The organism is Rathayibacter sp. AY1E6, from assembly GCF_002931115.1.
In the GTDB taxonomy this organism is placed as follows: Bacteria; Actinomycetota; Actinomycetes; order Actinomycetales; family Microbacteriaceae; genus Rathayibacter.
Genome location: NZ_PSVK01000005.1, coordinates 132,180 through 152,963 on the forward strand (window position 1 = coordinate 132,180; position 20,784 = coordinate 152,963).

Below are 20,784 nucleotides of genomic sequence, written 5' to 3' on the forward strand. Positions count from 1 at the left end.
GCCCCGCATGACCGACTTCAGCCCCCGTCTCGCCGACGCCCTCGTCACCGTCCTCGGTGCCGACGGCGCTCCGCTCGCCCACGCCGACGTGACGGTCGAGCAGCGCCGCCACGCCTTCGCCTTCGGCTGCACCCCTCCGAGCACCGACCCCGCGCGCGCCGAGGAGCGCCGGCTCTGGCTCGACCTGTTCGACACAGCGACGCTCCCCGTCTACTGGGGCCGCTTCGAGCCGGAGCGCGGCCGCACCGCGACGGAGGAGGTGCTCGCCGAGGCGCGCGCGCTCGCCGCGGACGGCGTCCGGCTGAAGGGGCACCCGCTGGTCTGGCACTACGTGAAGCCGGAGTGGCTCGACGCGCTGCCGCTGGACGAGGCCGAGCAGCTCCTCCGCGCGCGCATCCGCCGGGAGGTGGGCGCCTTCGCCGGGCTGATCGACACCTGGGACGCGATCAACGAGGTCGTCATCATGCCGCGCTTCGCGAACGAGCCGGACGGCGTGACGAACGCCGTCACCCGCCTCGCCCGCGAGAAGGGACGCGTCGGCATGGTCGAGCTGGCCTTCTCGGAGGCGCGCAGCCTCGGCACCGGACCGGTGCTCGTGCTGAACGACTTCGACCTCGGGCCCGAGTACGAGCGGCTGATCGAGGACGTGCTCGAGGCCGGGATCCGGCCCGATGCGATCGGCCTGCAGTCGCACATGCACCAGGGGTTCCGCGGGGAGGAGCAGATCACGGCGATCTGCGACAGGTTCGCGCGCTTCGGCCTGCCGCTGCACTGGACCGAGACCACCCTCGTCTCGGGCGAGCTGATGCCCGCCGAGATCGAGGACCTCAACGACCACGTGGTCGAGCACTGGCCGACCACTCCGGAGGGGGAGGCGCGGCAGGCGGACGAGATGGTGCGGCACTACGAGACGCTGGTCGCGCATCCGGCGGTCGAGGCGATCACCTACTGGGGCTTCGACGACGCCGGCGCCTGGCTCGGAGCGCCGGGCGGGTTCCTCCGCCGCGACGGGAGCCCGAAGCCGGCCTACGAGGCGCTGCGCTCGCGGATCCGCGGGGACTGGTGGCTCGAGCCGACGGTGCTCCGGACGGACGCCGAGGGGCGCGTCGGAGTCCGGGCCTTCGCCGGGGACTTCGCGCTCTCGAGCGCGGGGGCGGGCGCTGTAGTGAGCCTCCCTGTCGGGTCGTCGACGGCGGAGGTCCGCCTGGGCTGAGGGCGTCCGGGCCGGCCGGTGGCGCGGGTCGCCCCGTCGCGCGCCCCGGAACGCCGCGTCCCTCCCAACACTCAGTCGGCTGATGGAAGACTCGGAGGGTGCATCTCCTCGCGGTCCTCAGCATGAAGAACCGGGCGCTCATCGCGCTCGTCACCGTCGTCATCGCCGTCTTCGGCGGAGTCGCCCTGACCGGGCTCAAGCAGGAGCTCGCGCCGTCGATCTCCTTCCCGCAGCTCGCTGTCGTCACGTCCTACCCGGGCGCCGCTCCGGAGGTGGTCAACGACGACGTCTCGACGCCGATCGAGACCGCCATCCAGGGGGTGCCGGGGCTCGAGACGACCAGCGCGACGTCCTCCACGGACTCCTCCCTCATCTCGGCGTCCTTCACCTACGGCACCGACCTCGCCACCGCCGAGCAGAAGATCCTGCAGGCGATCAACCGGATCAAGAGCACGCTCCCGGACGGCGTCGACCCGCAGGTGGTCACCGGCTCCCTCGACGACCTGCCGGTGCTGCAGCTCGCCGTGTCGAGCGACGGCGACGCGGACGCGCTGGCCGAGCGCCTGCGCACCACGGTCATCCCGGACCTGGAGAAGGTCGAGGGCGTGCGCGAGGCGGCGCTCGTCGGCGAGACCGCCCAGCGCGTCACGATCACTCCCGACGACGCGGCGCTCGCCGCGGCCGGCCTCTCGACCGGCGACATCCGCTCGGCCCTGCAGCAGAACGGCGTGCTCGTCGCGGGCGGACAGATCACCCAGGACGGGTCGACCTTCTCGGTGCAGTCGGGCGTCAAGCTCGACTCGACCGACGCGATCGCGGCGCTGCCGCTGCTGCCGTCCGCAGGTGCCTCCGCGGGTGCGGGCGGCGCCGGTGCGTCAGCGGGCGCGGGTGCCTCCGCGGGCTCCGGCGCTTCGGCGGGCGGCTCCGACGCCGGAGCAGCGGCGGGAGGCGCGGCCGTGACCGCAGAGCCGACGGTCACCACCCTCGGCTCCGTCGCGACCGTCGCCGTCACCGACGCCCCCGTCACCTCGATCTCGCGCGTCAACGGCCAGCCCGCCCTGACCCTCTCGATCACCAAGCTCCCGGCCGCGAACACCGTCGACGTGTCGACCGGCGTGGCCGCGCTGCTCCCGGACCTCGAGGAGTCGATCGGCGACAACGCCGCCTTCACCCCGGTCTTCGACCAGGCGCCCTACATCCAGGAGTCGATCGCGTCGCTCGCGCAGGAGGGGGCGCTCGGCCTCGTCTTCGCCGTGCTGGTGATCCTGCTGTTCCTGCTGTCGGTGCGCTCGACCCTGGTCACGGCCATCTCGATCCCGACCTCGGTGCTGATCACCTTCATCGGCCTGCAGACGGCCGGCTACACCCTCAACATCCTGACCCTCGGCGCGCTCACCATCGCGATCGGGCGTGTGGTCGACGACTCCATCGTCGTGATCGAGAACATCAAGCGGCACCTCGACGCGGGCGAGGACCGGGCCCGGACCATCGCGGTCGCCGTCCGCGAGGTCGCCGGCGCGATCACCGCCTCCACGATCACCACGGTCGCGGTCTTCCTGCCGATCTCGTTCGTCGGCGGCACCACGGGCGAGCTGTTCCGGCCCTTCGCGCTGACCGTGTCGATCGCCCTGCTCGCCTCCCTCGTGGTGGCGCTGACGATCGTGCCGGTGCTCGCCTACTGGTTCCTCCGCCCCTCGAAGCGGCCGGCGGTGCGCCAGGCCGCGCAGGCGGCGCTCGCGGAGGAGCGCGCGGCGGCCGGAGGGGCACCCGCCTCGGGCGTCCCGGCCGACACCGCCGCGCCGGTCGAGGAGGCCCCGCACCACGGCGCCCACGCCGCTCGCCGCCGGGCGCGCGGGCTGCAGTCGGTCTACGGCCCGATCATCCACTGGACGCTGAAGCACTCGGTCGTCACCGTCCTCCTGGCGCTGCTCGTGCTCGTCGGGACCGGTGCGCTGTACCCGCTGATGAAGACGAACTTCCTCGGCTCCAGCGGGCAGGACACCTTCACCGTCACCCAGACGGTCCCCGTCGGCCAGAGCCTCGACGCGCAGGACGCGACGGCGCAGCAGGCGAGCACGGCGATCCTCGGCGTCGACGGCGTCGAGACCGTCCAGCTCACCGTCGGCTCCTCCGGCGGCCTGCAGAGCGCGTTCGGCGGGGGAGGCGGCGGCGGCACCTCGATCCGCTACTCCGTCACCACCGACGAGTCGGCCGACCAGCAGGCCGTGCAGGCGGACGTCCGCGACGCGCTGTCGGGCGTCGCCTCGGCCGAGGACATCAGCGTCGCCGCCTCCTCCGGCTTCGGCGCCTCCTCGGACATCGAGGTCGACCTCTCGACCGCCTCGCAGAGCGACCTCCAGAGCGCGAGCGACCAGCTCCTCGAGGCCCTGCGCGGGACCGACGGGATCAGCCAGGCCGAGAGCAACCTCTCCTCCTCGCTGCCCTACATCGCGGTGCGGGTCGACCGCGACGCCGCGGCCCGGGCGGGTCTCAGCGAGGTCGCCGTGGGCACGATCGTCAGCCAGGCGCTCCAGCCCAGCCAGGTCGGCAGCGTCGTGATCGACGACCGCACCCTCTCGATCTACCTGGCCGACGGGCAGCCGCCGGCCACCGTGGACGAGCTGCGGAACCTCGAGGTGCCGACCCTCACCGGCACCGTTGCGCTCTCCACCCTCGCGGCGGTCGAGCAGACGGACGGTCCGGCGAGCGTCACCACCGAGCGCGGGCAGCGCACCGCGACCATCACCGTCACCCCGGAGGGCGACGACCTCGCCTCGGCCAACGTCGCCGTGCAGAACGCGATCGACGCGACGGCGCTTCCGGCCGGTGTCGACGCCTCCCTCGGCGGAGTGACCGCCGACCAGGCCGACGCGTTCTCGCAGCTGGGCATCGCGCTGCTGGTCGCGATCCTGATCGTCTACGTCGTGATGGTGGCGACGTTCCGCTCGCTCCTGCAGCCGCTGCTCCTGCTCGTGTCCGTGCCGTTCGCGGCGACCGGCGCGATCCTCCTGCAGGTGATCACCGGCGTGCCGCTGGGCGTGCCGTCCCTGATCGGCGTGCTGATGCTGATCGGCATCGTCGTCACCAACGCGATCGTGCTCGTGGACCTGGTGAACCAGTACCGCGATCGCGGGATGCCGGTGCGGGAGGCGCTGCTGCACGGCACCGAGCGGCGGCTCCGGCCCATCCTGATGACCGCCCTCGCGACGATCTTCGCCCTCCTGCCGATGGCGCTGGGGATCACGGGCCACGGCGGCTTCATCTCGCAGCCGCTGGCGATCGTCGTGATCGGCGGCCTGGTGTCCTCGACGGTGCTGACCCTCGTGGTCCTGCCCGTCGTCTACAACCTTGTCGAGGGGTATCGTGAGCGGCGGCGTGCCGCCCGCGCCGGGAAGGCGTCGGCATGACGGACATCAGGGATGCGGCCGAGACGGTCGGCTCGCGCTGGCGCAGCGGCCCGGAGCGCGCCACCGCGGTCCTCGACGAGATCGGTCCGGAGCGCTTCGTGGCCCGCGACTTCCGCCCGGGCACGCTCCGGCACCTCGTCCTGATCCGCTTCCGCCCGACGGCGCTGGTCGCCGAGGCGGACGAGGTCACCCGCCGCTTCCTCGCCCTGGCCGACGAGTGCGTCCGCGACGGACGGCCCTACATCGAGTCGATCGAGACCGGGCCGCAGCTGAGCATCGAGGGCGCGGGCGAGGGCTTCGACCGCGCGTTCCTGCTGACCTTCTCCTCCGAGGGCGACCTGCACTACTACCTGGGCCGGCCGGCCGTCGAGGACCCCGCGCACTGTGATCCGGCGCACGACGCGTTCAAGGAGTTCGTCGGGCCGTTCGTCGACACGGCCGGCATCGTCGCGTTCGACTTCCGACCCGAAGAGCACTGATGGCGACTCCCGACTTCGTGCTGCGACTGCGCGAGCGGATCGGGACCGAGCTGCTCTGGCTCACCGGCGTGACCGCGGTGATCCTCCGCGAGGAGCCGGCGCTCGAGGTCCTGCTCGTCCGGCGCGCCGACACCGGCGCCTGGACGGCCGTCACCGGGATCATCGACCCGGGCGAGACCGTCGCCGGGACCGCCCGCCGCGAGGCGCAGGAGGAGGCGGGTGTCGAGATCGAGGTCGAGCGCCTCGTGCAGGTGCACACCCTCCCGCCGATGCAGTACCCCAACGGAGACCGCTCGCAGTACCTCGACCACGTGGTGCGCTGCCGCTGGATCTCGGGGGAGGCCCACGTCGCGGACGACGAGTCGACCGAGGTCGGCTGGTTCGCGCCCGACGCGCTGCCGCCGATGTCGGACGAGCACCGCGCGCGGATCGAGCGTGCGCTGTCGGACGAGCCGGGCTGCTCGATCGACTGACGGCGGGGGTGCGCGCCGGACGAGGGCGGGGCCGCCTCCCGGGAGCGGCACTCGGATCGGAACGGGCGTCCTGCCGTGTCGGCCTCCGACCGGACGGGCCCTCGGGCCGGGCTCCTCGGACCAGGCTCGCCTCGGAGCGGGCGCTGCTCAGACCGGACGCGCGAAGCAGAGCACCGCGTCGTCGCCGACGTGGGCTCCGAAGCCGTCGATCGCCGTGAAGCCGAGCGCCCCGGCCGCTGGGGCGAGCTCCGGAGCGGCGGCCAGGCGCAGCGTGCGGATCCGCTGCACCCGCGCCCACGACTCCGCCGCCGCGACGAGCCGTCGGGCGACTCCCGTGCGCCGGTGGACGGAGGCGACCACGAGCTCCAGCACCTCGGCGAAGTCGTCCGGGCCGGGAGCGAGCACCAGCACGCCGGCCGCCGCCCCGTGGATCCGGGCGATCAGGACGCGGGCGTGCGGGGGTGGGACCGCGGCGAGGAGGCCCTCCGCTCCGGCTGCGTCCTCGAGGCGGACGACGACTCCGCTCACGAGCCCAGGTGGGCGCGGAGGAACTCGACGACTCGAGCACGCAGAGCGTCGTCGAGGAGCGCGATCGAGTGCAGCGAGCCGGGGAGGACGAGGAGGTCGACCCTCGAGCCCGCTGAGCGCAGCGCCTCGGCGAAGCGGGCCGACTGGCTGAGCGCGACCCGTTCGTGCGCCGCGTGCGCGATGAGGAACGGCGGCTCGGAGCCGTCCACCTGCGCGAGGGGCGAGGCGGCGGTCGCAGCGGGGCAGGAGGCGAGGTCCGCGCAGTCGAGGTAGCTGCGCACGGCGGCCGCGACTCCGACCACCGGGTCGTCGTCGGCGAGGCCGGCGGCGCTGAGATCGGAGGGGCCGCTCAGGTCGACCACGGCGGCCAGGCGCGACGAGGTCGACGGCAGCGTGCCGAGCAGAGAGGCGAGGTTGCCGCCGGCCGAGCCGCCGAAGGCCGCCACCCGCTCCGGATCGATGCCGAAGCGCGCGGTCTGCTCCGGCTCGAGCAGCCAGTCGAGGGCGGCCGTCACATCGTCGAGCTGCGCGGGGAACACGGCGGCGGGCGCGAGGCGGTAGTCGACCGAGACGGCGACGAACCCCTCCGATCCGAGCCACTGGCAGATCGGACGCCAGTTCGCGTCGGCCTTGCCTCCACGGGCCCAGCTGCCGCCGTGCACGACGAGGACGGCGGGCCGCGGCTCCGCCGACGGGGCAGGGGAGGAGCAGACGTCGGCGCTCTGCCCGGTGCTCGCGTCGTAGACGACGTCGGCCGTCACGCTCACGCCGGACCAGTCGGGTGCGGGTGCCGCTCCGAGCGCCTGCGCCACCGGCTCCGAGACGGGAGTGGTGCTCGCGCAGCCCGAGAGGAGGAGTGCGAGGGCGGCCAGGACCGCGGCGACGCGTCGCGGGGATCGGGTGGGCTCGCGCATGAGTGCGATCAGCGTACGGGGTGCCCGGCGCCCCGGATGCGGCACCCCCGCGATCAGGGGGTGCCGGGCTCGCGCTGCAGCCGGACCAGGACGACCCCCGCGAGGATCAGCGCGCCGCCGCCGAACTGGATCGGCGCGGGCAGCTCGCCGAGGATCAGCCACGCGGCCGCGATCGAGAACAGCACCTCCGTCAGGCCGACGAAGGAGGCGATCCGCGTGCCGAGACGGCGTCCGCCCTCGATCCCGAGCAGATACGCCAGCACCGTCGACATGCCGAGGATCACGCCCGCGGGGAGGAGCCAGCTGACCTCCGCTCCGACGAACACCACCTCTCCGAAGGTCGCGCGCAGCGGTGTGACGCGGAGCGCCCCGAGTGCCAGCAGGATCGCGGCGCCGACCGTCATCGCCCCCGCCGTGAGCGCGATCGGCGGCAGCTCCGGATCCACCCGGCCGGCGATGACGTAGTAGACGCACAGGCCGAGCGAGGCGGTCAGCGCCCAGGCGATGCCGACCAGCTCGGGGGTCGACTCGCCGGACAGGTCGAGCACGAGCACCAGGCCGCCGAGCGCGAGCGCGGAGCCGGCGAGGGTGAAGCGGCCGGGGTGCCGGCGCGTGCGCGCCCAGGCGAGGAGGACGAGGAACACCGGCGCGAGGTACTCGATCAGCAGGGCGACGCCGACCGACATGTGCTCGATCGCGCTGTAGAAGCAGAGCTGCGCGGCGATCACGGCGAAGACTCCGTAGAGGGCGATCGTGCCGAGGTTGCGGCGGAGCACGGGCCAACGGCCGCGGAGGGACAGGACCGCCGGGATCGCGAGGATCAGGGCGGCGCCGCCCGCGCGCCAGAGGACCGCGGACGCCGGCGTCCAGCCCGCCTCGAGGAGCGGCTTCACGAACGGCCCGCCCAGACCGAACGCCGCCGACGCGGCCAGCGCCGCGACGAGGCCGGAGCCGAGGCGCCGTGCAGGCGCGGGCGCGCTCGCGGCGGGGAGGGTGACGGCAGCAGTGCTCTCGGCGGTCATGGCCGGCTCCTTCAGGAGTCAAAAGGATTACACTCGTGACAGCGAGCTGATCGCACACTACTGAGCCGCACTGTCAGGAGTCAACATGGTGTTCGCCTATGACGTCGAGGCGTCGCTCACCTCCACCGCCACCCTCGTCAACACGCTCCCCGAGCTGTCGCCGTCCGGCGAGGACGAGATGGCGACGATCGAGCAGCTGGACGACTTCCTCCTCGAGAACCGGTACACGGGCAGCCGCGACGGATCGGCCGAGGAGCTGGAGGCCGTGCGGGCGATTCGCTCCTCCCTCCGCACACTCTGGCTCACGCGGGCCGAGGAGGACCTCGTCCCCGTCGTCAACGGGATGCTCGACTCCGGCCGCGCGCTCCCGCAGCTGGTCCGGCACGGACCCTACGGCTGGCACCTCCACGCGACGCGCGACGAGAGCCCGCTCGCCACCCGCATCCTGGTCGAGGCCGCCATGGCGTTCGTCGACGTGATCCGCGGCGACGAGCGCGAGCGGATCCGCGTCTGCGCGGCGGAGGACTGCGAGGCGGTGCTCGTGGACTTCTCCCGCAACCGCTCGAAGCGCTACTGCGACACGGGCAACTGCGGTAATCGCGCGAACGTGGCCGCGTACCGGGCCCGGCGGGCGTCGCAGTAGCGGACGGGCGGTCGTTGCGCGCGGGCGCGCGTCGATCGTGCTGCGGCTCGGGGCCGGGGGGCTGTATGCGGGGCGACTCCGCGGGGGACCGGTTGCGGAGGTGCACGACTCCCGGGCTTCGCGGCTCCCGACCTGAGCGGCTCCTGGCCGCACGTCTCCCCGCCCTAGCCAGGCTCCGGGGCCGCGTGTAGACTCGCTCGGTCGGCTCTTGACACCGTGCGTTCTCGTGCGGATGGGTTTGTTAGTCAAGTGGGCCGAGTCTCCGACAGTCGTCGTGAGACGAATCACATGTGTGAATCGGCCCCGGTCAATGACTCGCCCGGGTTCTCCCCCTGCTGCCCAGCAGCAGTCCAGCGCACGGACGCCCCTCACGACGGGGCTCCTCCGGCGTCGCCTCCTCGCGCACGACCTGAACCCAGGAAGAACTGCCATGCCCAAGAACAAGAAGCCTGCCGGTGGACGTCCGGCCAAGAACTTCGAGCCCAACCGCTTCGGCGCCTCGAGCGGCAAGTCCCAGCTCGGCGGCCGCTCGCGCTTCCCCGGCGCCAAGCCGGGCTCGCGCAGCGAGGGCCACCGCGGCTTCCGCGCCGTCGACGAGAACGCCCCCAAGAAGGCGCGCTGGAACGCCGACGAGCGCGCCGAGCGAGCCACCGAGCGCGCCGATCGGCCCGCCCGCGGGTACGACCGCGACGAGCGGCCCTCGCGCGGCTACGACCGCGACGCGCGTCCGGCCCGCTCGAACGACCGTGACGAGCGTCCGGCCCGCGGGTACGACCGCGACGCACGCCCGGCCCGCTCGAACGATCGCGACGACCGTCCGGCGCGTTCCTACGGGCGCGATGAGCGTCCTGCGCGTTCCTACGGGCGCGATGAGCGTCCGGCGCGTTCCTTCGACCGGAGCGACCGCCCGGCCCGTTCCTTCGACCGCGATGCGCGTCCGGCCCGCTCGAACGATCGCGACGATCGTCCGGCGCGTTCCTACGGGCGCGACGACCGTCCGGCCCGCACCGGCGACCGCGACGAGCGCCCCTCGCGCGGCTACGACCGCACCGAGCGTCCCGCCCGCTCGTTCGACCGCAGCGACCGCCCGGCCCGCTCCTTCGACCGGGACGCGCGTCCCTCGCGCGGCCACGACCGCGGCGACCGCCCGACCCGCTCGTTCGACCGCGACTCCCGGCCCTCGCGCCGCGACTCCGGCTCGGACTTCTACCCCAGCCGCGACGCCCGTGCGCCGCACCAGGCCGACGACGTCGTGCTCGAGCGCCTCGAGGCGACGGCCACGCTCGCCGTCGACGTCGAGGGCGTCACCTTCGGCGACCTCGGCCTGGGAGGGAACATCGTCCGGATGCTGACCGAGCTCGGAGCGGCCGCGCCGTTCCCGATCCAGGCCGCGACCATCCCCGAGGTGCTCGCCGGCAAGGACGTCCTCGGACGCGGCAAGACCGGCTCCGGCAAGACCATCGCCTTCGGCGCCCCCGTCGTAGAGCGCCTGATGGAGAACAACGGAGCGAAGGGCCGCAAGCCGGGCCGGGCTCCGCGCGCGCTCATCCTCGCGCCGACCCGCGAGCTCGCCATGCAGATCGACCGGACCATCCAGCCGATCGCCCGCTCCGTCGGCCTGTTCACGACGACCATCTACGGCGGCGTCCCCCAGTACAAGCAGGTCGGAGCCCTCCAGCGCGGAGTCGACATCGTCATCGCGACGCCGGGCCGACTCGAGGACCTCGTCGAGCAGGGCCGCCTCGACCTCTCGAACATCACCATCACGGTGCTCGACGAGGCCGACCACATGTGCGACCTCGGCTTCCTCGAGCCGGTGCAGCGCATCCTCCGTCAGACCGCCGACGGCGGCCAGCGGCTGCTGTTCTCGGCCACGCTCGACAAGGGCGTCGCGACGCTCGTCGACGAGTTCCTGGTCGAGCCGAGCGTCCACGAGGTCGCCGGCGAGGACCAGGCGTCCTCGACCATCGACCACCGCGTGCTCCTGATCGAGCACCGCGACAAGGCCGAGATCATCGAGCAGCTCGCCGCCCGCCAGGGCAAGACGCTGATCTTCGCCCGGACCCGCGCGTTCGCGGAGCAGCTCGCGGAGCAGCTCGACCACGCGGACATCCCCGCGACGAGCCTCCACGGCGACCTCAACCAGTCGCGCCGCACCCGCAACCTCGCGCTGCTCACCAGTGGACGCGTCGACGTGCTGGTCGCGACCGATGTGGCCGCGCGCGGCATCCACGTCGACGACATCGACCTGGTGATCCAGGCGGACGCTCCCGACGAGTACAAGACGTACCTCCACCGCTCCGGCCGCACCGGCCGCGCGGGCAAGACGGGCACGGTCGTGACGCTCATCACGCGCAACCGCCGCCGCCGCATGGAGGAGCTGCTCGACCGTGCCGAGATCGAGGCCGAGATGATCGAGGCCCGCCCCGGCGACCGCGTCCTGCGCGAGATCAGCGCCCCGGCCGAGTAGCTGCCGACCGCACTACGACGAGGCGCGGACCCCCTGCATCGGGGTCCGCGCCTCGTGTCGTTCGTGGTGAGTGCTGTGGTGCGGAGTGACGGCGAGTGCCGGGTCGTGGTGACCCTCCGACTCCGCGCTGCGCAGGGCTCCTCGCTGTGCGGCTTCCCGTTCGGACAGCTCTGCGTTGCGCGGCTCTGTGCTGGACGACTCTGTGCCGGACGACTCTGCAGTGTCCGGCTTCGCGGAGGGCTTCTGCACGCACGAACGCCGAAGGGCGGACACCTCGCGGTGCCCGCCCTTCGGCGTGTTCACCGGCCGGAGCCGGTGAGGGGAATCAGCTGGCCGGGGGGGTCAGCACGGTGTCGATGAGGTAGACGGTCGCGTTGGCGGTCTGGACGCCACCGCAGATGACGGACGCGTCGTTGACCTTCAGGTCGTCGCCGGAACCGGTGACGGTGAGGTTGCCACCCTGGACGGTGGCGTGGTCGCCGGCGATCGCGTCAGGGGCGATCTGGCCGGGGACGACGTGGTAGGTCAGGATCGAGGACAGAGTGGCGGCGCCCTCGGGGGTCTTGAGGGAGTCGACGGTCGCGGCGTCGAGCTTGGCGAACGCGTCGTCGACCGGGGCGAAGACGGTGAACTCGCCGCTGTTCAGCGTGTCGACGAGGTTGACGTCGGGGTTGAGGCCACCGGAGACCGCAGCGGTCAGGGTGGTGAGCAGCGGGTTGTTCGACGCGGCGGTCGCAACGGGGTCGAGCGACATACCCTCGACCGAGCCGGCGCCGTCCGGGACCTGCTCGGCGTACGCGGCACAGCCGGGACCGACGAGGTTCGCGGCCGGGTCCATGGTCGCCATGGGGGTCGAGGAGGCGGAAGCCGACGAGGTGGCCATCGGGGTCGACATCTCGGTCGCCGCGTCGCTGGCGGCGGTGGTCGAGCCGCTTCCGCTCGAGCAGGCGGTGAGGCCGAGGGCGGCGGTGCCCAGCAGGGCGAATGCGGCGAGGGCGGAACGCTTGGTGGATCGCATGGGATTACTCCTTCGTGAGACGGCCCCCACGTGATGCGGAGGACCTGTTCTGTGTGGACCGTTTCGCGGCCGTTGACATGTGTTCGGAGCCCTCCCTGCGGGGGTTTGGATTTCTTTCGGTGATCTAGGTAACGGCTTCGTAACGGCAGGGAACCGGGACGGCGGGGAGCTGCTCCGCCGCGTCGATTACCCTGGAGACGTCGCGCGCACGCGTCGACGCGACGAGAGGACGGGCGAGTGCAGACCCGAGGTGCACGAGTGGCTCGCGGCGTCGCCGCCGCTCTCGCAGCGACCGCCACGGCCGCCGCCTCCCACACGCTCGCGGGCGCCGAGACCCCCGCTCCTGCCGTGCTCGCCCTCGCCGCGGCGTTCGCCGTCGTCGTCTGCGTCCTCCTCTCGGGGCGCCGTCTGTCCCTTCCCCGGCTGACGCTCTCCGTGCTCCTCAGCCAGATCGCGTACCACGGCCTCTTCCTCATCACGGGCAGTGGTGGGGAGGTGAGCGTGGTCGGGACGACGGGCACCGGCGCGCACTTCCACGACGGGTCGACCATCGAGCTGATCGCCGGCGGAGGCGGACACGCGGCTCACGCGCCGGTGATGCTCGTCGCCCACCTCGCTGCGGCTGCCTTCACGATCGCGTCGTTAAGGTACGGCGAGCGCCTCTTCTGGACGCTGGGAGCAGGCCTCCACCGCGTCGTCGTACGGATCGTCGCCCGCGCGTCCGCGGTCGCGCTCCCGTCGGCACCCGGCGTCTCGATGACGGGCACCCCCGAGCCGCGGGCGCCCCGATCCCTCGACGCGGTCCTCTCGATCCTCCGGCACCGCGGGCCGCCGCTGCGGGTCCTCCGCGCCGCCTGACGCCCCTCCCGTGCGGGAGCGGCTCCGGTCGGCGCCCCGCACGCACCGCGGACCCGCGCTGCGTCCAGAACTCCCGGCCCCGCGCCGGATCTCCCCCGAGGACACGACCGTCATGACCCGTTCTTCTTCTTCTTCTTCCTTCTCGCGGCTCCGCCTCGTCGGCAGCGGCGCACTCGTCGCCGCCGGATCGATCGCGCTCGCTGTCGCCGCGCCCACGGCGGCCAGCGCCCACGTGACCGCGGCGGCGAGCAGCACCGCCGCCGGCTCGTACACGGTGGTGACGTTCTCGCTGGCCCACGGCTGCGAGGGCTCGCCGACGACGGGACTCACGATCACGATGCCCGACGGCATCAACTCGGTCAGCCCGACGATCAACCCGAACTGGGACGTCGTGAAGAACGAGGTCGCGATCGCCGACCCGGTCACCGACTCCCACGGGAACACCGCGACCAAGCGGGTCTCGGACGTGGTCTACACGGCGAAGACGCCCCTCGCCGACGGCTACCGCGACACCGTCGCCCTCCAGCTGCAGCTCCCCGAGGACGCGGCGGGCTCCACGCTGGAGTTCCCCGTGCTGCAGACGTGCGAGACCGGCAGCACCGCCTGGGACCAGCCGACCGTCGACGGCCAGGACGAGCCCGAGCTGCCCGCTCCCACCGTCGCGGTGACCGCGGCGGTAGCGGGGTCCGGCCACGGGGGCGGACACGACGACGACGGCGACGGTGACGACGCGGTCGCGACCACCGCCTCGGCGACGACGGCCACGAGCGGCGACGACGTGCTCGCCCGCATCCTCGGAGTCGGCGGGCTCGTCGTCGGCGCGGTCGGCGTGGCCGTCGGGCTCGCCTCCCGCCGCCGCGGACCCCGGGCGTCGGCGTGACCCGTCGGAAGGCCCTCGTTGCCGCTACCGCGATCGGGCTGCTCGGCTCGATCGCGGTGGCGGCGCCCGCCAGCGCGCACAACTACCTCGTCTCGACGACTCCCGCTGCGGACTCGACCGTGACGGAGCAGCCGGGAACGCTGGTGCTGACGACGAACGACGACCTGCTCGTCCTCGGGACGGACGGAACGGCGGCGGCTCTGCGCGTCGTCGGGCCGGACGGGCTCTACTACGGCGACGGCTGCGTCAGCGTCGTCGGGCCGGAAGCGTCGATGCCGCTCGAGCTCGGCGCGGCGGGGGAGTACGAGGTGACCTGGCAGGTCGTGTCCACCGACGGGCACCCCGTGTCGGGCCAGTACGCGTTCGACTGGGCGCCGTCCGACGGGACCGCGCTCGCCGACGGGTCGGACTCGGTCCCGGACTGCAACGGCACCGTCGCGGTCTCAGGAGGACATGCCGAGTCAGCCGACGAAGCGCAGGCGACGTCCGGATCGGACCCCGCACTCCTCGGGGACGTCCTGTGGATCGGCGGCGCTCTCGCCGCGGTCGCCGCCGCCATCGGAGTGACGCTCCTCGTGCTGCGACGGCGACCCCGCGACTGAGGCTCGTGAGCCTCCTGGGGTGGCGGTCGGTCAGTTCAGGAGGCTCGCGAGGGGCCCTTCACCGAGACCGGTCAGGACGGCCGCCGCGTCCTCGTAGACGGCGACGGCCCCGGCCTCGCGGAGTTCGTGCTCCGAGGTACCGCCGGAGAGGACTCCGACCGTTGCCAGGCCCGCGCGCTCGGCGGCCAGGACGTCCCAGGTCGCGTCGCCGACCATGACGGCGCGGTCGACGGAGACGCCCGCGCGGTCGAGCGCGATCGAGATCAGGTCGGGTGCTGGCTTGGCGGTCGAGACGTCTGCGCCGCTGGTGACAGCGTGGACGGAGCCGCCGAAGTCGAGGACGTCGAGAAGCACGTCCAGCTCGTTCTGCGGTGCCGAGGTGGCAAGGACGACGTGGACGCCTCGACCGACGAGCGTCGCGACGAGCTCGCGAGCTCCCGGGAGTGGAACGATGCGTGCTGTCGTCTCGGCGTAGTTCTTGGTGTGCAGCGACTTCACCAGTGCGCGCTGCTCCTCCTTCACGTCGTCCTCGAGGAGCATGTCGAGCAGCTCCGACGAGTCTGCGCCGATCGCTCGTTGGATGCGCCAGGCGGGCACGACGAGGTCGGCCTGCCAGAAGGCGCGCGACCACGCCTCGACGTGGAGGAAGTTCGTGTCGGCGAGGGTCCCGTCGATGTCGAAGAGCACCGCGGAGGTCCCCGTCGTCGCGTCTTTCCTGTCCTTCGTTCCTGCCATGTCGCTGCCCCTCTTGTCGCTTCCGCGCCTATCGGCCCGTGCCGTCCACGCTACGCGGGCGCGCCGAAGCGGGCCCGCCCCTTGACCTGCCCGTCCACGCCACCCGACCTGCCCCTTGTCACGCCCCGCCGGTCCCGGTCGGATCGTGTCCGCCCTCCGTCCCGTTCCCCGGCTCCCCGGGCCGGGTGACATGCTGCCGTCCCGTCGGGCTCGTCCAGTGCAGCGTGCCGTCCGGCTCCTGCCGGTGGGTCCACCCCGTGGTGTGGCGGAGCCGGTGGTGGTGTCGGCAGAGGTGTGCGAGGTTGTCGGCCGATGTGGTGCCTCCGTGCTGCCAGTCGTTCGTGTGGTCGACGTCCGCGTGGCGGGTGCTGCGGGTGCATCCCGGGAACCGGCAGGTCCCGTCGCGGTGCTGGAGGTGGCGACGCAGGTCCGCCGGCACCCGGTAGGAGTCGCGTCCGACGGAGAGGACCGCTCCGCTCTCCGGATGGGTGAGCAGCCGCGTGAACGAGGGAGCACCTGCTGTGAGACGCCGCGCGGTCTCCGGATCGACGGGTCCGTATCCGTCGAGGACGGCGGGCTGGTCGGACCGCCCGAGGAGGGTCAGCGCCGGCACGGTCACCGCGACATCGGCGCGCACTCCCGTCGGCATCGACGTGCCGTCTCCCTCGGCCGATGTCTCCCCGTCGACCAGCAGCGCAGCGGCGATGTCTGCGCGGAGCTGGCCCAACGTCCGCTCCTCGTCCGGCAGATCCGCGAGGGAGCGGGCGGCCCGGTCGATCCTGTCCATCGCGCCGAGCACATCGGGAGCTGCGGTGTAGAGGTGCAGGATCGCCATCCCGTCGTCGAGGCCCTCCACCCAGAGCGCGCGACGACGGGCGCAGTCCCGATGACGTTCGCTGAGCGTCTGCGGGTGCAGCCGTTCCCGGAGCGACCGGAGGGCGCGTCGCAGCTGGGGCGGCGTGCAGGCGACCGCGATCGTGGCGGCCTCCTCGTCGAAGCGCCCACGGACCTCGGCCGGGACGTCGAGCGCTCCTCGCACCACGAGTCGCGCGTGCTCGGGGGAGAGCGCTCCGTCCGCGAGTGCGCGCAACGTCGCCGGGAGGTCGTTCACCAGCAGGCGTGCCTCGTCGACCAGTGCAGAGGCGTGCGCCTCCGAGACCCGGAGTCTCGTCGCGAGCTCCGCGATCAGCGCCCGGTGCGCCGCCTCCGCCCGATCCACCTGCACCTGGACGTGCTCGCCGACGAGCGCCGCCGGTGCCGCCATCGCGAGGCGGCGTGCCTCCTCGACTGCCCGGTACCGGGATGCCTCGACGGCGGACCGCTCAGCGTGCCGTGAGCCGGCGAGCGCGAGCGCCTCCGTGAGCGCGTCGTCTACTGTCGCCGATTCCTTCATGCCCTGATCTCACCGGACGAAGTCTCGCCGTGGGCCTCGGGAGCGCCGTTTCATCGGACAGCATCGCGAAGAACCGTCTGTGGAGGAGCGTCGCCCCCCTCACACCTTCCGCGGCACCGTGAACACGGTCTCCACTCCCGCCGAGTACAGCACCGAGTCCGGCGCGCGCGTCGCCAGCCCGGGGAAGCCCGCGGCGTCGAGCAGCCCGTCGTCGAGCGCCAGCAGCTCCGCGCGGCGCAGCGGCCACGGCCGGTGCAGGTTGCGGCCGTACCAGGTGGAGCCAAGGTGGCGCTCGTGGTAGGCCCAGCGTGCGGTGAGGAACGAGGCGAGCGGGTCCTCGCCGACCGGGTCGCCCGGGCGGACGACGATCCGGGAGCGGGCGGCCGAGTCCGAGTGCCGGATCGTGTCGTAGATCACCGCGCCGTGGCGGTGCTCGATGCTCATCCGGGCCCAGCGGTAGGGGAGCCCGAACACCGCCTGCGCGGTGAGCACGGGAAGGAGGTGGGAGGCGTCGAGCGAGACGAACACGACTCCGCGTCGTCCCTGCTCGTCGACGGAGTAGAGCCGGACGTTCACCTCGGGGAAGGTGCCGAGCCAGGGCACCCGCGGGCCGCCGAGGAAGGCCGTCCGCGAGAGCCGGAACGGGATCAGGCCCACCCAGGAGGAACCGTCGTGCTCGTCGGGCCTCGTCCCGGCCGGGAGGTGGGGCGCCACCAGGGCGGGGTCGACCCGCCAGTGCAGGAACGTCGCCTCGGTCCAGCGCTGTTTCAGGATGCGCGGTCCGCCGAGCGCGGGCGCGGAACGGGTGACGGGTTCGACGGATCTCACGCGCCCATCGTGCTCCGATGTGCTGCGAGCTCGCCCGTGCAGGCGCGCTCAACGGCGTGCGACGAGTGCCTTCAGTGTCTCCAGCACCAGGGCCACCGGTGCGGAGGAGGCGGCGGAGTTGCGCACGACGGCCTCGAGGGAGCGGACGGGCCGGGGACGGACGACGGGCACGGCGCGGACGCCGTCCGGCAGGCGGTGGGCCGCGAGCTCCGGCAGGACCGTCACTCCCATGCCCGCGGCGACGAACGCGGCGGCGGTGATGTGGTCGTTCGCCTGGACGTGGAAGGGCGGCGCGAACCCGGCGGCGGCGCAGGCCTCCACGACGTTCCGGCGGCACCAGCCGGTGGGCAGGTCGTTGTCGACCCAGCGCTCGTTCGCGAGCTCGGCGAGGTCTATCTCGCTCCGGGAGGCGAGCGGATGACCGTCGGGCAGGACGACGAGGTAGGGGTCGTCGAGGAGGTGGTGCGCCGTGAATCCGGGGGCGGTCGGCTCGGAGGAGGCGACGAGGAGCTGCACGTCGGGGCGCGCGCCGAGGTCGTCGTCGAGCTCCTCTCCCAGGCGCAGGTCGAGGGCGAGGCCCGGGAACGCGGCGCTCAGCCGGCGGGCGACCTCCGGCATCCAGGCGCTGCCGACGGAGGCGAAGTACGTCACGGAGAGGCGGCCGGAGCGGCCCTCGCGCAGCTCCTCCACCACGGCCTCCGCTTCGGCGAGGCGCTCGAGGACGCGGTCCGCCTGGGCGGCGAGGGCGCGTCCGGCGGGGGTCGGGCGGACGCCGCGGCCCACCCGCTCCAGCAGGGTCAGTCCGGTCTCGCGCTGCAGAGCGGAGAGGTGCTGGCTGACGGCGGACGGCGTGTAGCCGAGGCCGGAGGCGGCTCCCGCGATCGAGCCGGAGGCGACGACGGAGCGGAGGATGCGGAGCCGGTGCACGTCGAGCATGAGACGACCGTACAGTCCGGCTGAACGATCCGACAGTGAACGGAACTGGTGCTGAATCCCCGGCAGCGCCACGATGGCCTCATGACCGACGTCTCCTCCTCCGCCCCGCCCTCCACGAGGGACGCCCTCCTGCTGTGGGGCGCGATCGCGGTCACCGTCCTGCTCTGGGCGTCGGCCTTCGTCGGCATCCGCGCCACGACGGAGGACTTCGGCCCGGGCACGCTGACCCTCGGCCGCATCGTGGTGGGGTCGCTCGCGCTCACGGTGGTGCGCGTCGTCCTCACCGCCCGGAGGCGCCGCTCGGAGGCGGCTCCGGATCCGCGCACGGCGGTCCCGCGCGGGCGCCTCCTCCTGCTCGTGCTGGGCTGGGGGGTCGCCTGGTTCGGGGTATACAACCTGGCGTTGAACGCTGCGGAGCGGCACGTCGACGCGGGGACGGCGGCGCTGCTGGTGAACATCGCGCCGATGATCACCGCCGTGCTCGCCGGGCTGCTGCTGGGGGAGGGGTTCCCCCGCCGTCTCCTCGCCGGGATGCTCGTGGCGCTGACCGGCGTCGCGGTGATCGCGTTCTCCACCTCCACCGGGCAGTTCGACGTGATCGGCGTCGCCCTCGGCCTGGTCGCCGCCGTCGTCTACGGCAGCGCGGCGACCCTTCAGAAGCGCCTGCTGGGACGGATCGACGCACCGACGATGACCTGGCTCGGCTGCCTCGCCGGCACGGTCGCGTGCCTGCCCTTCGCCCCGGAGCTCGTCGAGGCGCTCGCCGCCGCTCCGCTCTCCTCGATCCTGGCCGTGGTCTACCTCGGGATCTTCCCGACGGCCGTCGCCTTCACGACGTGGGGGTACGTCCTCGCGCGCTCCAGCGCGGGTCGCACCGCGGCGTCCACCTACGCGGTGCCCGCGGTGGTCGTGCTGCTGTCCTGGCTCGTCCTGGGCGAGACCCCGCCGCTCGCCGCGCTGCTCGGAGGCGCGCTCGCCCTGGCCGGAGTCGCGGTGGCGACGCTGCGGAGGCGCCCGAAGGCGGTCTGACCGGCGGCGGATGCTCCTCCACAGCCGCCCGATCGCGTCGAGTCCTCGGACGAGGCGGCTCGCGGGGATCCCGCGGGAGGGCCCGGGATATGCTGGGCGGACGTTCATCCCAGTCGGCGCCGAGCGCCAGGAACGGTGAGGATCCCGATGACCGAGGCCCTGCAGCCGCCCGTCCAGAACGCCCTCTCGCTCACGCCTCCGGAGCCGGTGGCAGCGGTGCCGACCACCTCGGCGCCGTCGATCGCGCCGAAGGTGCCGGAAGCCGCCCTGCCCGGCCTCGAGGCGAAGGTCGACGGCTACCTCGACACGCTCCTGGCGACGGAGTCCCGCAGCCCCGAGTTCGCGACGCGGGCCAACGACATCCGCACGATGGGCGACGCCGACATCCGCTCGGCCGCCGACTCGTCGAACCGGCTGCTGAGCACGCCGGTGCGCGCCCTCCAGGAGGGCGGGCTCTCCGAGGGGTCGACCATCGGCAAGACGCTGCTCGAGCTGCGCCGCACGGTGGAGGATCTGGACCCGTCCGAGGACAACCTGCAGAAGAAGATCCTGGGCTTCATCCCGTTCGGCAACAAGATCACCGACTACTTCCGCCGCTACGAGAGCGCCCAGTCGCACCTGAACGCGATCATCCAGGCCCTGTACGACGGGCAGGACGAGCTGCGGAAGGACAACGCGGCCCTGAATCTCGAGAAGCAGAACCTCTGGGAGACGATGACCCGTCTCAACGAGTACATCTACGTCGCCGAGCGGCTCGACGTGAAGCTCTCGGCGAAGATCGCCGAGCTCGACGCGACCGATCCGGAGCGGGCGAAGGCGCTGCGCGAGGACGTCCTCTTCTACGCGCGCCAGAAGCACCAGGACCTGCTGACCCAGCTGGCCGTGTCGATCCAGGGCTACCTCGCGATCGACGTCGTCATCAAGAACAACGTCGAGCTGATCAAGGGCGTCGACCGCGCGACGACCACGACCGTCTCGGCGCTGCGCACGGCGGTCATCGTGGCGCAGGCGCTCGCCAACCAGCGCCTCGTGCTCGATCAGATCACGGCGCTGAACACCACGACGTCCAACATGATCGAGGCCACCTCGCGCATGCTCGCCGACCAGTCGGCCTCGATCCAGTCGCAGGCCGCCTCGGCCACGGTCGGGCTGCCGCAGCTGCAGGCCGCGTTCGCGAACATCTACCAGACGATGGACTCGATCTCGGACTTCAAGATCAAGGCGCTCGACAGCATGGCCCAGACCGTCGGAGTCCTGCAGACCGAGACGGCGAAGGCCGGCGAGTACGTCGAGCGGGCCCGCCGCAGCAACTCGGACATCGACGCGACGTCCTCGCTCGATCTCGGCCGCTAGCCG

At 72.9% G+C, this 20,784-nt stretch carries 19 protein-coding genes; 11 read left to right on the forward strand and 8 right to left on the reverse strand.

Features of this window, described 5'->3' with window-relative positions:
* Positions 1-7 precede the first annotated feature (7 nt).
* The 4 genes from C5C46_RS07055 (at position 8) to C5C46_RS07070 (ending at position 5,572) form a co-directional block, all read left to right on the forward strand.
* Positions 8-1,213, forward strand: coding sequence for an endo-1,4-beta-xylanase (locus tag C5C46_RS07055; RefSeq protein WP_104226169.1), 1,206 nt, complete (start codon positions 8-10; stop codon positions 1,211-1,213).
* A 98-nt stretch (positions 1,214-1,311) separates the two neighbouring features.
* Positions 1,312-4,620, forward strand: a complete 3,309-nt coding sequence (locus C5C46_RS07060) for an efflux RND transporter permease subunit (RefSeq protein ID WP_104226170.1) — start codon at positions 1,312-1,314, stop codon at positions 4,618-4,620.
* Positions 4,617-5,099, forward strand: coding sequence for a Dabb family protein (locus tag C5C46_RS07065; RefSeq protein ID WP_104226171.1), 483 nt, complete (start codon positions 4,617-4,619; stop codon positions 5,097-5,099). The genes C5C46_RS07060 and C5C46_RS07065 overlap by 4 nt, the downstream gene beginning before the upstream one ends.
* Positions 5,099-5,572 carry an NUDIX domain-containing protein gene (locus tag C5C46_RS07070; protein WP_104226172.1) on the forward strand — a complete coding sequence of 158 codons (474 nt, stop codon included), beginning with the start codon at positions 5,099-5,101 and terminating at the stop codon, positions 5,570-5,572. The genes C5C46_RS07065 and C5C46_RS07070 overlap by 1 nt, the downstream gene beginning before the upstream one ends.
* Positions 5,573-5,719: 147 nt before the next feature.
* Here C5C46_RS07070 and C5C46_RS07075 read toward each other — a convergent pair whose 3' ends face one another.
* From C5C46_RS07075 to C5C46_RS07085, 3 genes are read right to left on the reverse strand one after another with little or no spacing between them, the layout of a single operon-like run.
* Positions 5,720-6,100 (reverse strand): GNAT family N-acetyltransferase, encoded by a 381-nt coding sequence (locus C5C46_RS07075; RefSeq protein WP_104226173.1) that lies wholly within the window; start codon positions 6,098-6,100, stop codon positions 5,720-5,722.
* On the reverse strand, positions 6,097-7,014 hold the full coding sequence (locus C5C46_RS07080; RefSeq protein WP_104226174.1) for an alpha/beta hydrolase: 918 nt from the start codon (positions 7,012-7,014) through the stop codon (positions 6,097-6,099). The genes C5C46_RS07075 and C5C46_RS07080 overlap by 4 nt, the downstream gene beginning before the upstream one ends.
* Positions 7,015-7,067: 53 nt before the next feature.
* Positions 7,068-8,036 carry a DMT family transporter gene (locus tag C5C46_RS07085; RefSeq protein WP_104226175.1) on the reverse strand — a complete coding sequence of 323 codons (969 nt, stop codon included), beginning with the start codon at positions 8,034-8,036 and terminating at the stop codon, positions 7,068-7,070.
* A gap of 85 nt (positions 8,037-8,121) precedes the next feature.
* On the opposite strand from C5C46_RS07085, the gene C5C46_RS07090 reads away from it, so the two are divergent.
* The gene (locus tag C5C46_RS07090) at positions 8,122-8,679 is read left to right on the forward strand and encodes a CGNR zinc finger domain-containing protein (protein WP_104226176.1); all 558 of its coding nucleotides are present in this window, start codon (positions 8,122-8,124) and stop codon (positions 8,677-8,679) included.
* Positions 8,680-9,109: 430 nt separating this feature from the next.
* Complete coding sequence (locus C5C46_RS07095) at positions 9,110-11,149, forward strand: DEAD/DEAH box helicase (RefSeq protein ID WP_104226177.1); 2,040 nt, start codon at positions 9,110-9,112, stop codon at positions 11,147-11,149.
* A 325-nt stretch (positions 11,150-11,474) separates the two neighbouring features.
* Here C5C46_RS07095 and C5C46_RS07100 read toward each other — a convergent pair whose 3' ends face one another.
* On the reverse strand, positions 11,475-12,167 hold the full coding sequence (locus C5C46_RS07100; RefSeq protein ID WP_104223824.1) for a fasciclin domain-containing protein: 693 nt from the start codon (positions 12,165-12,167) through the stop codon (positions 11,475-11,477).
* Positions 12,168-12,404: 237 nt separating this feature from the next.
* Here C5C46_RS07100 and C5C46_RS07105 point away from each other — a divergent pair, with 237 nt between their 5' ends.
* The 3 genes from C5C46_RS07105 (at position 12,405) to C5C46_RS07115 (ending at position 14,507) form a co-directional block, all read left to right on the forward strand.
* On the forward strand, positions 12,405-13,025 hold the full coding sequence (locus C5C46_RS07105) for a hypothetical protein (protein WP_146078947.1): 621 nt from the start codon (positions 12,405-12,407) through the stop codon (positions 13,023-13,025).
* 112 nt (positions 13,026-13,137) lie between these two features.
* A complete protein-coding gene (locus C5C46_RS07110) occupies positions 13,138-13,905 on the forward strand; it encodes a YcnI family protein (RefSeq protein ID WP_104226179.1) in 768 nt (255 codons plus the stop codon).
* The gene (locus C5C46_RS07115; protein ID WP_104226180.1) at positions 13,902-14,507 is read left to right on the forward strand and encodes a copper resistance CopC family protein; all 606 of its coding nucleotides are present in this window, start codon (positions 13,902-13,904) and stop codon (positions 14,505-14,507) included. The genes C5C46_RS07110 and C5C46_RS07115 overlap by 4 nt, the downstream gene beginning before the upstream one ends.
* Positions 14,508-14,537: 30 nt before the next feature.
* Here the strand turns inward: C5C46_RS07115 and C5C46_RS07120 are convergent, their stop codons facing one another.
* From C5C46_RS07120 to C5C46_RS07135, 4 genes are all read right to left on the reverse strand, one after another.
* On the reverse strand, positions 14,538-15,242 hold the full coding sequence (locus tag C5C46_RS07120) for an HAD family hydrolase (protein WP_104226181.1): 705 nt from the start codon (positions 15,240-15,242) through the stop codon (positions 14,538-14,540).
* Positions 15,243-15,360: 118 nt separating this feature from the next.
* Positions 15,361-16,635 (reverse strand): HNH endonuclease signature motif containing protein, encoded by a 1,275-nt coding sequence (locus C5C46_RS07125; protein ID WP_104226182.1) that lies wholly within the window; start codon positions 16,633-16,635, stop codon positions 15,361-15,363.
* Positions 16,636-16,734: 99 nt separating this feature from the next.
* The gene (locus tag C5C46_RS07130) at positions 16,735-17,463 is read right to left on the reverse strand and encodes a YqjF family protein (protein WP_104226183.1); all 729 of its coding nucleotides are present in this window, start codon (positions 17,461-17,463) and stop codon (positions 16,735-16,737) included.
* Positions 17,464-17,511: 48 nt separating this feature from the next.
* Positions 17,512-18,399, reverse strand: coding sequence for a LysR family transcriptional regulator (locus tag C5C46_RS07135; RefSeq protein ID WP_104226184.1), 888 nt, complete (start codon positions 18,397-18,399; stop codon positions 17,512-17,514).
* An 81-nt stretch (positions 18,400-18,480) separates the two neighbouring features.
* Between C5C46_RS07135 and C5C46_RS07140 the strand changes: the two genes are divergently transcribed.
* Both C5C46_RS07140 and C5C46_RS07145 read left to right on the forward strand, forming a co-directional pair.
* Complete coding sequence (locus tag C5C46_RS07140) at positions 18,481-19,428, forward strand: DMT family transporter (protein ID WP_104223832.1); 948 nt, start codon at positions 18,481-18,483, stop codon at positions 19,426-19,428.
* 147 nt (positions 19,429-19,575) lie between these two features.
* Entirely contained in the window at positions 19,576-20,781 is a 1,206-nt protein-coding gene (locus tag C5C46_RS07145) for a toxic anion resistance protein (protein WP_104223833.1), read from the forward strand.
* Positions 20,782-20,784: the final 3 nt, after the last annotated feature.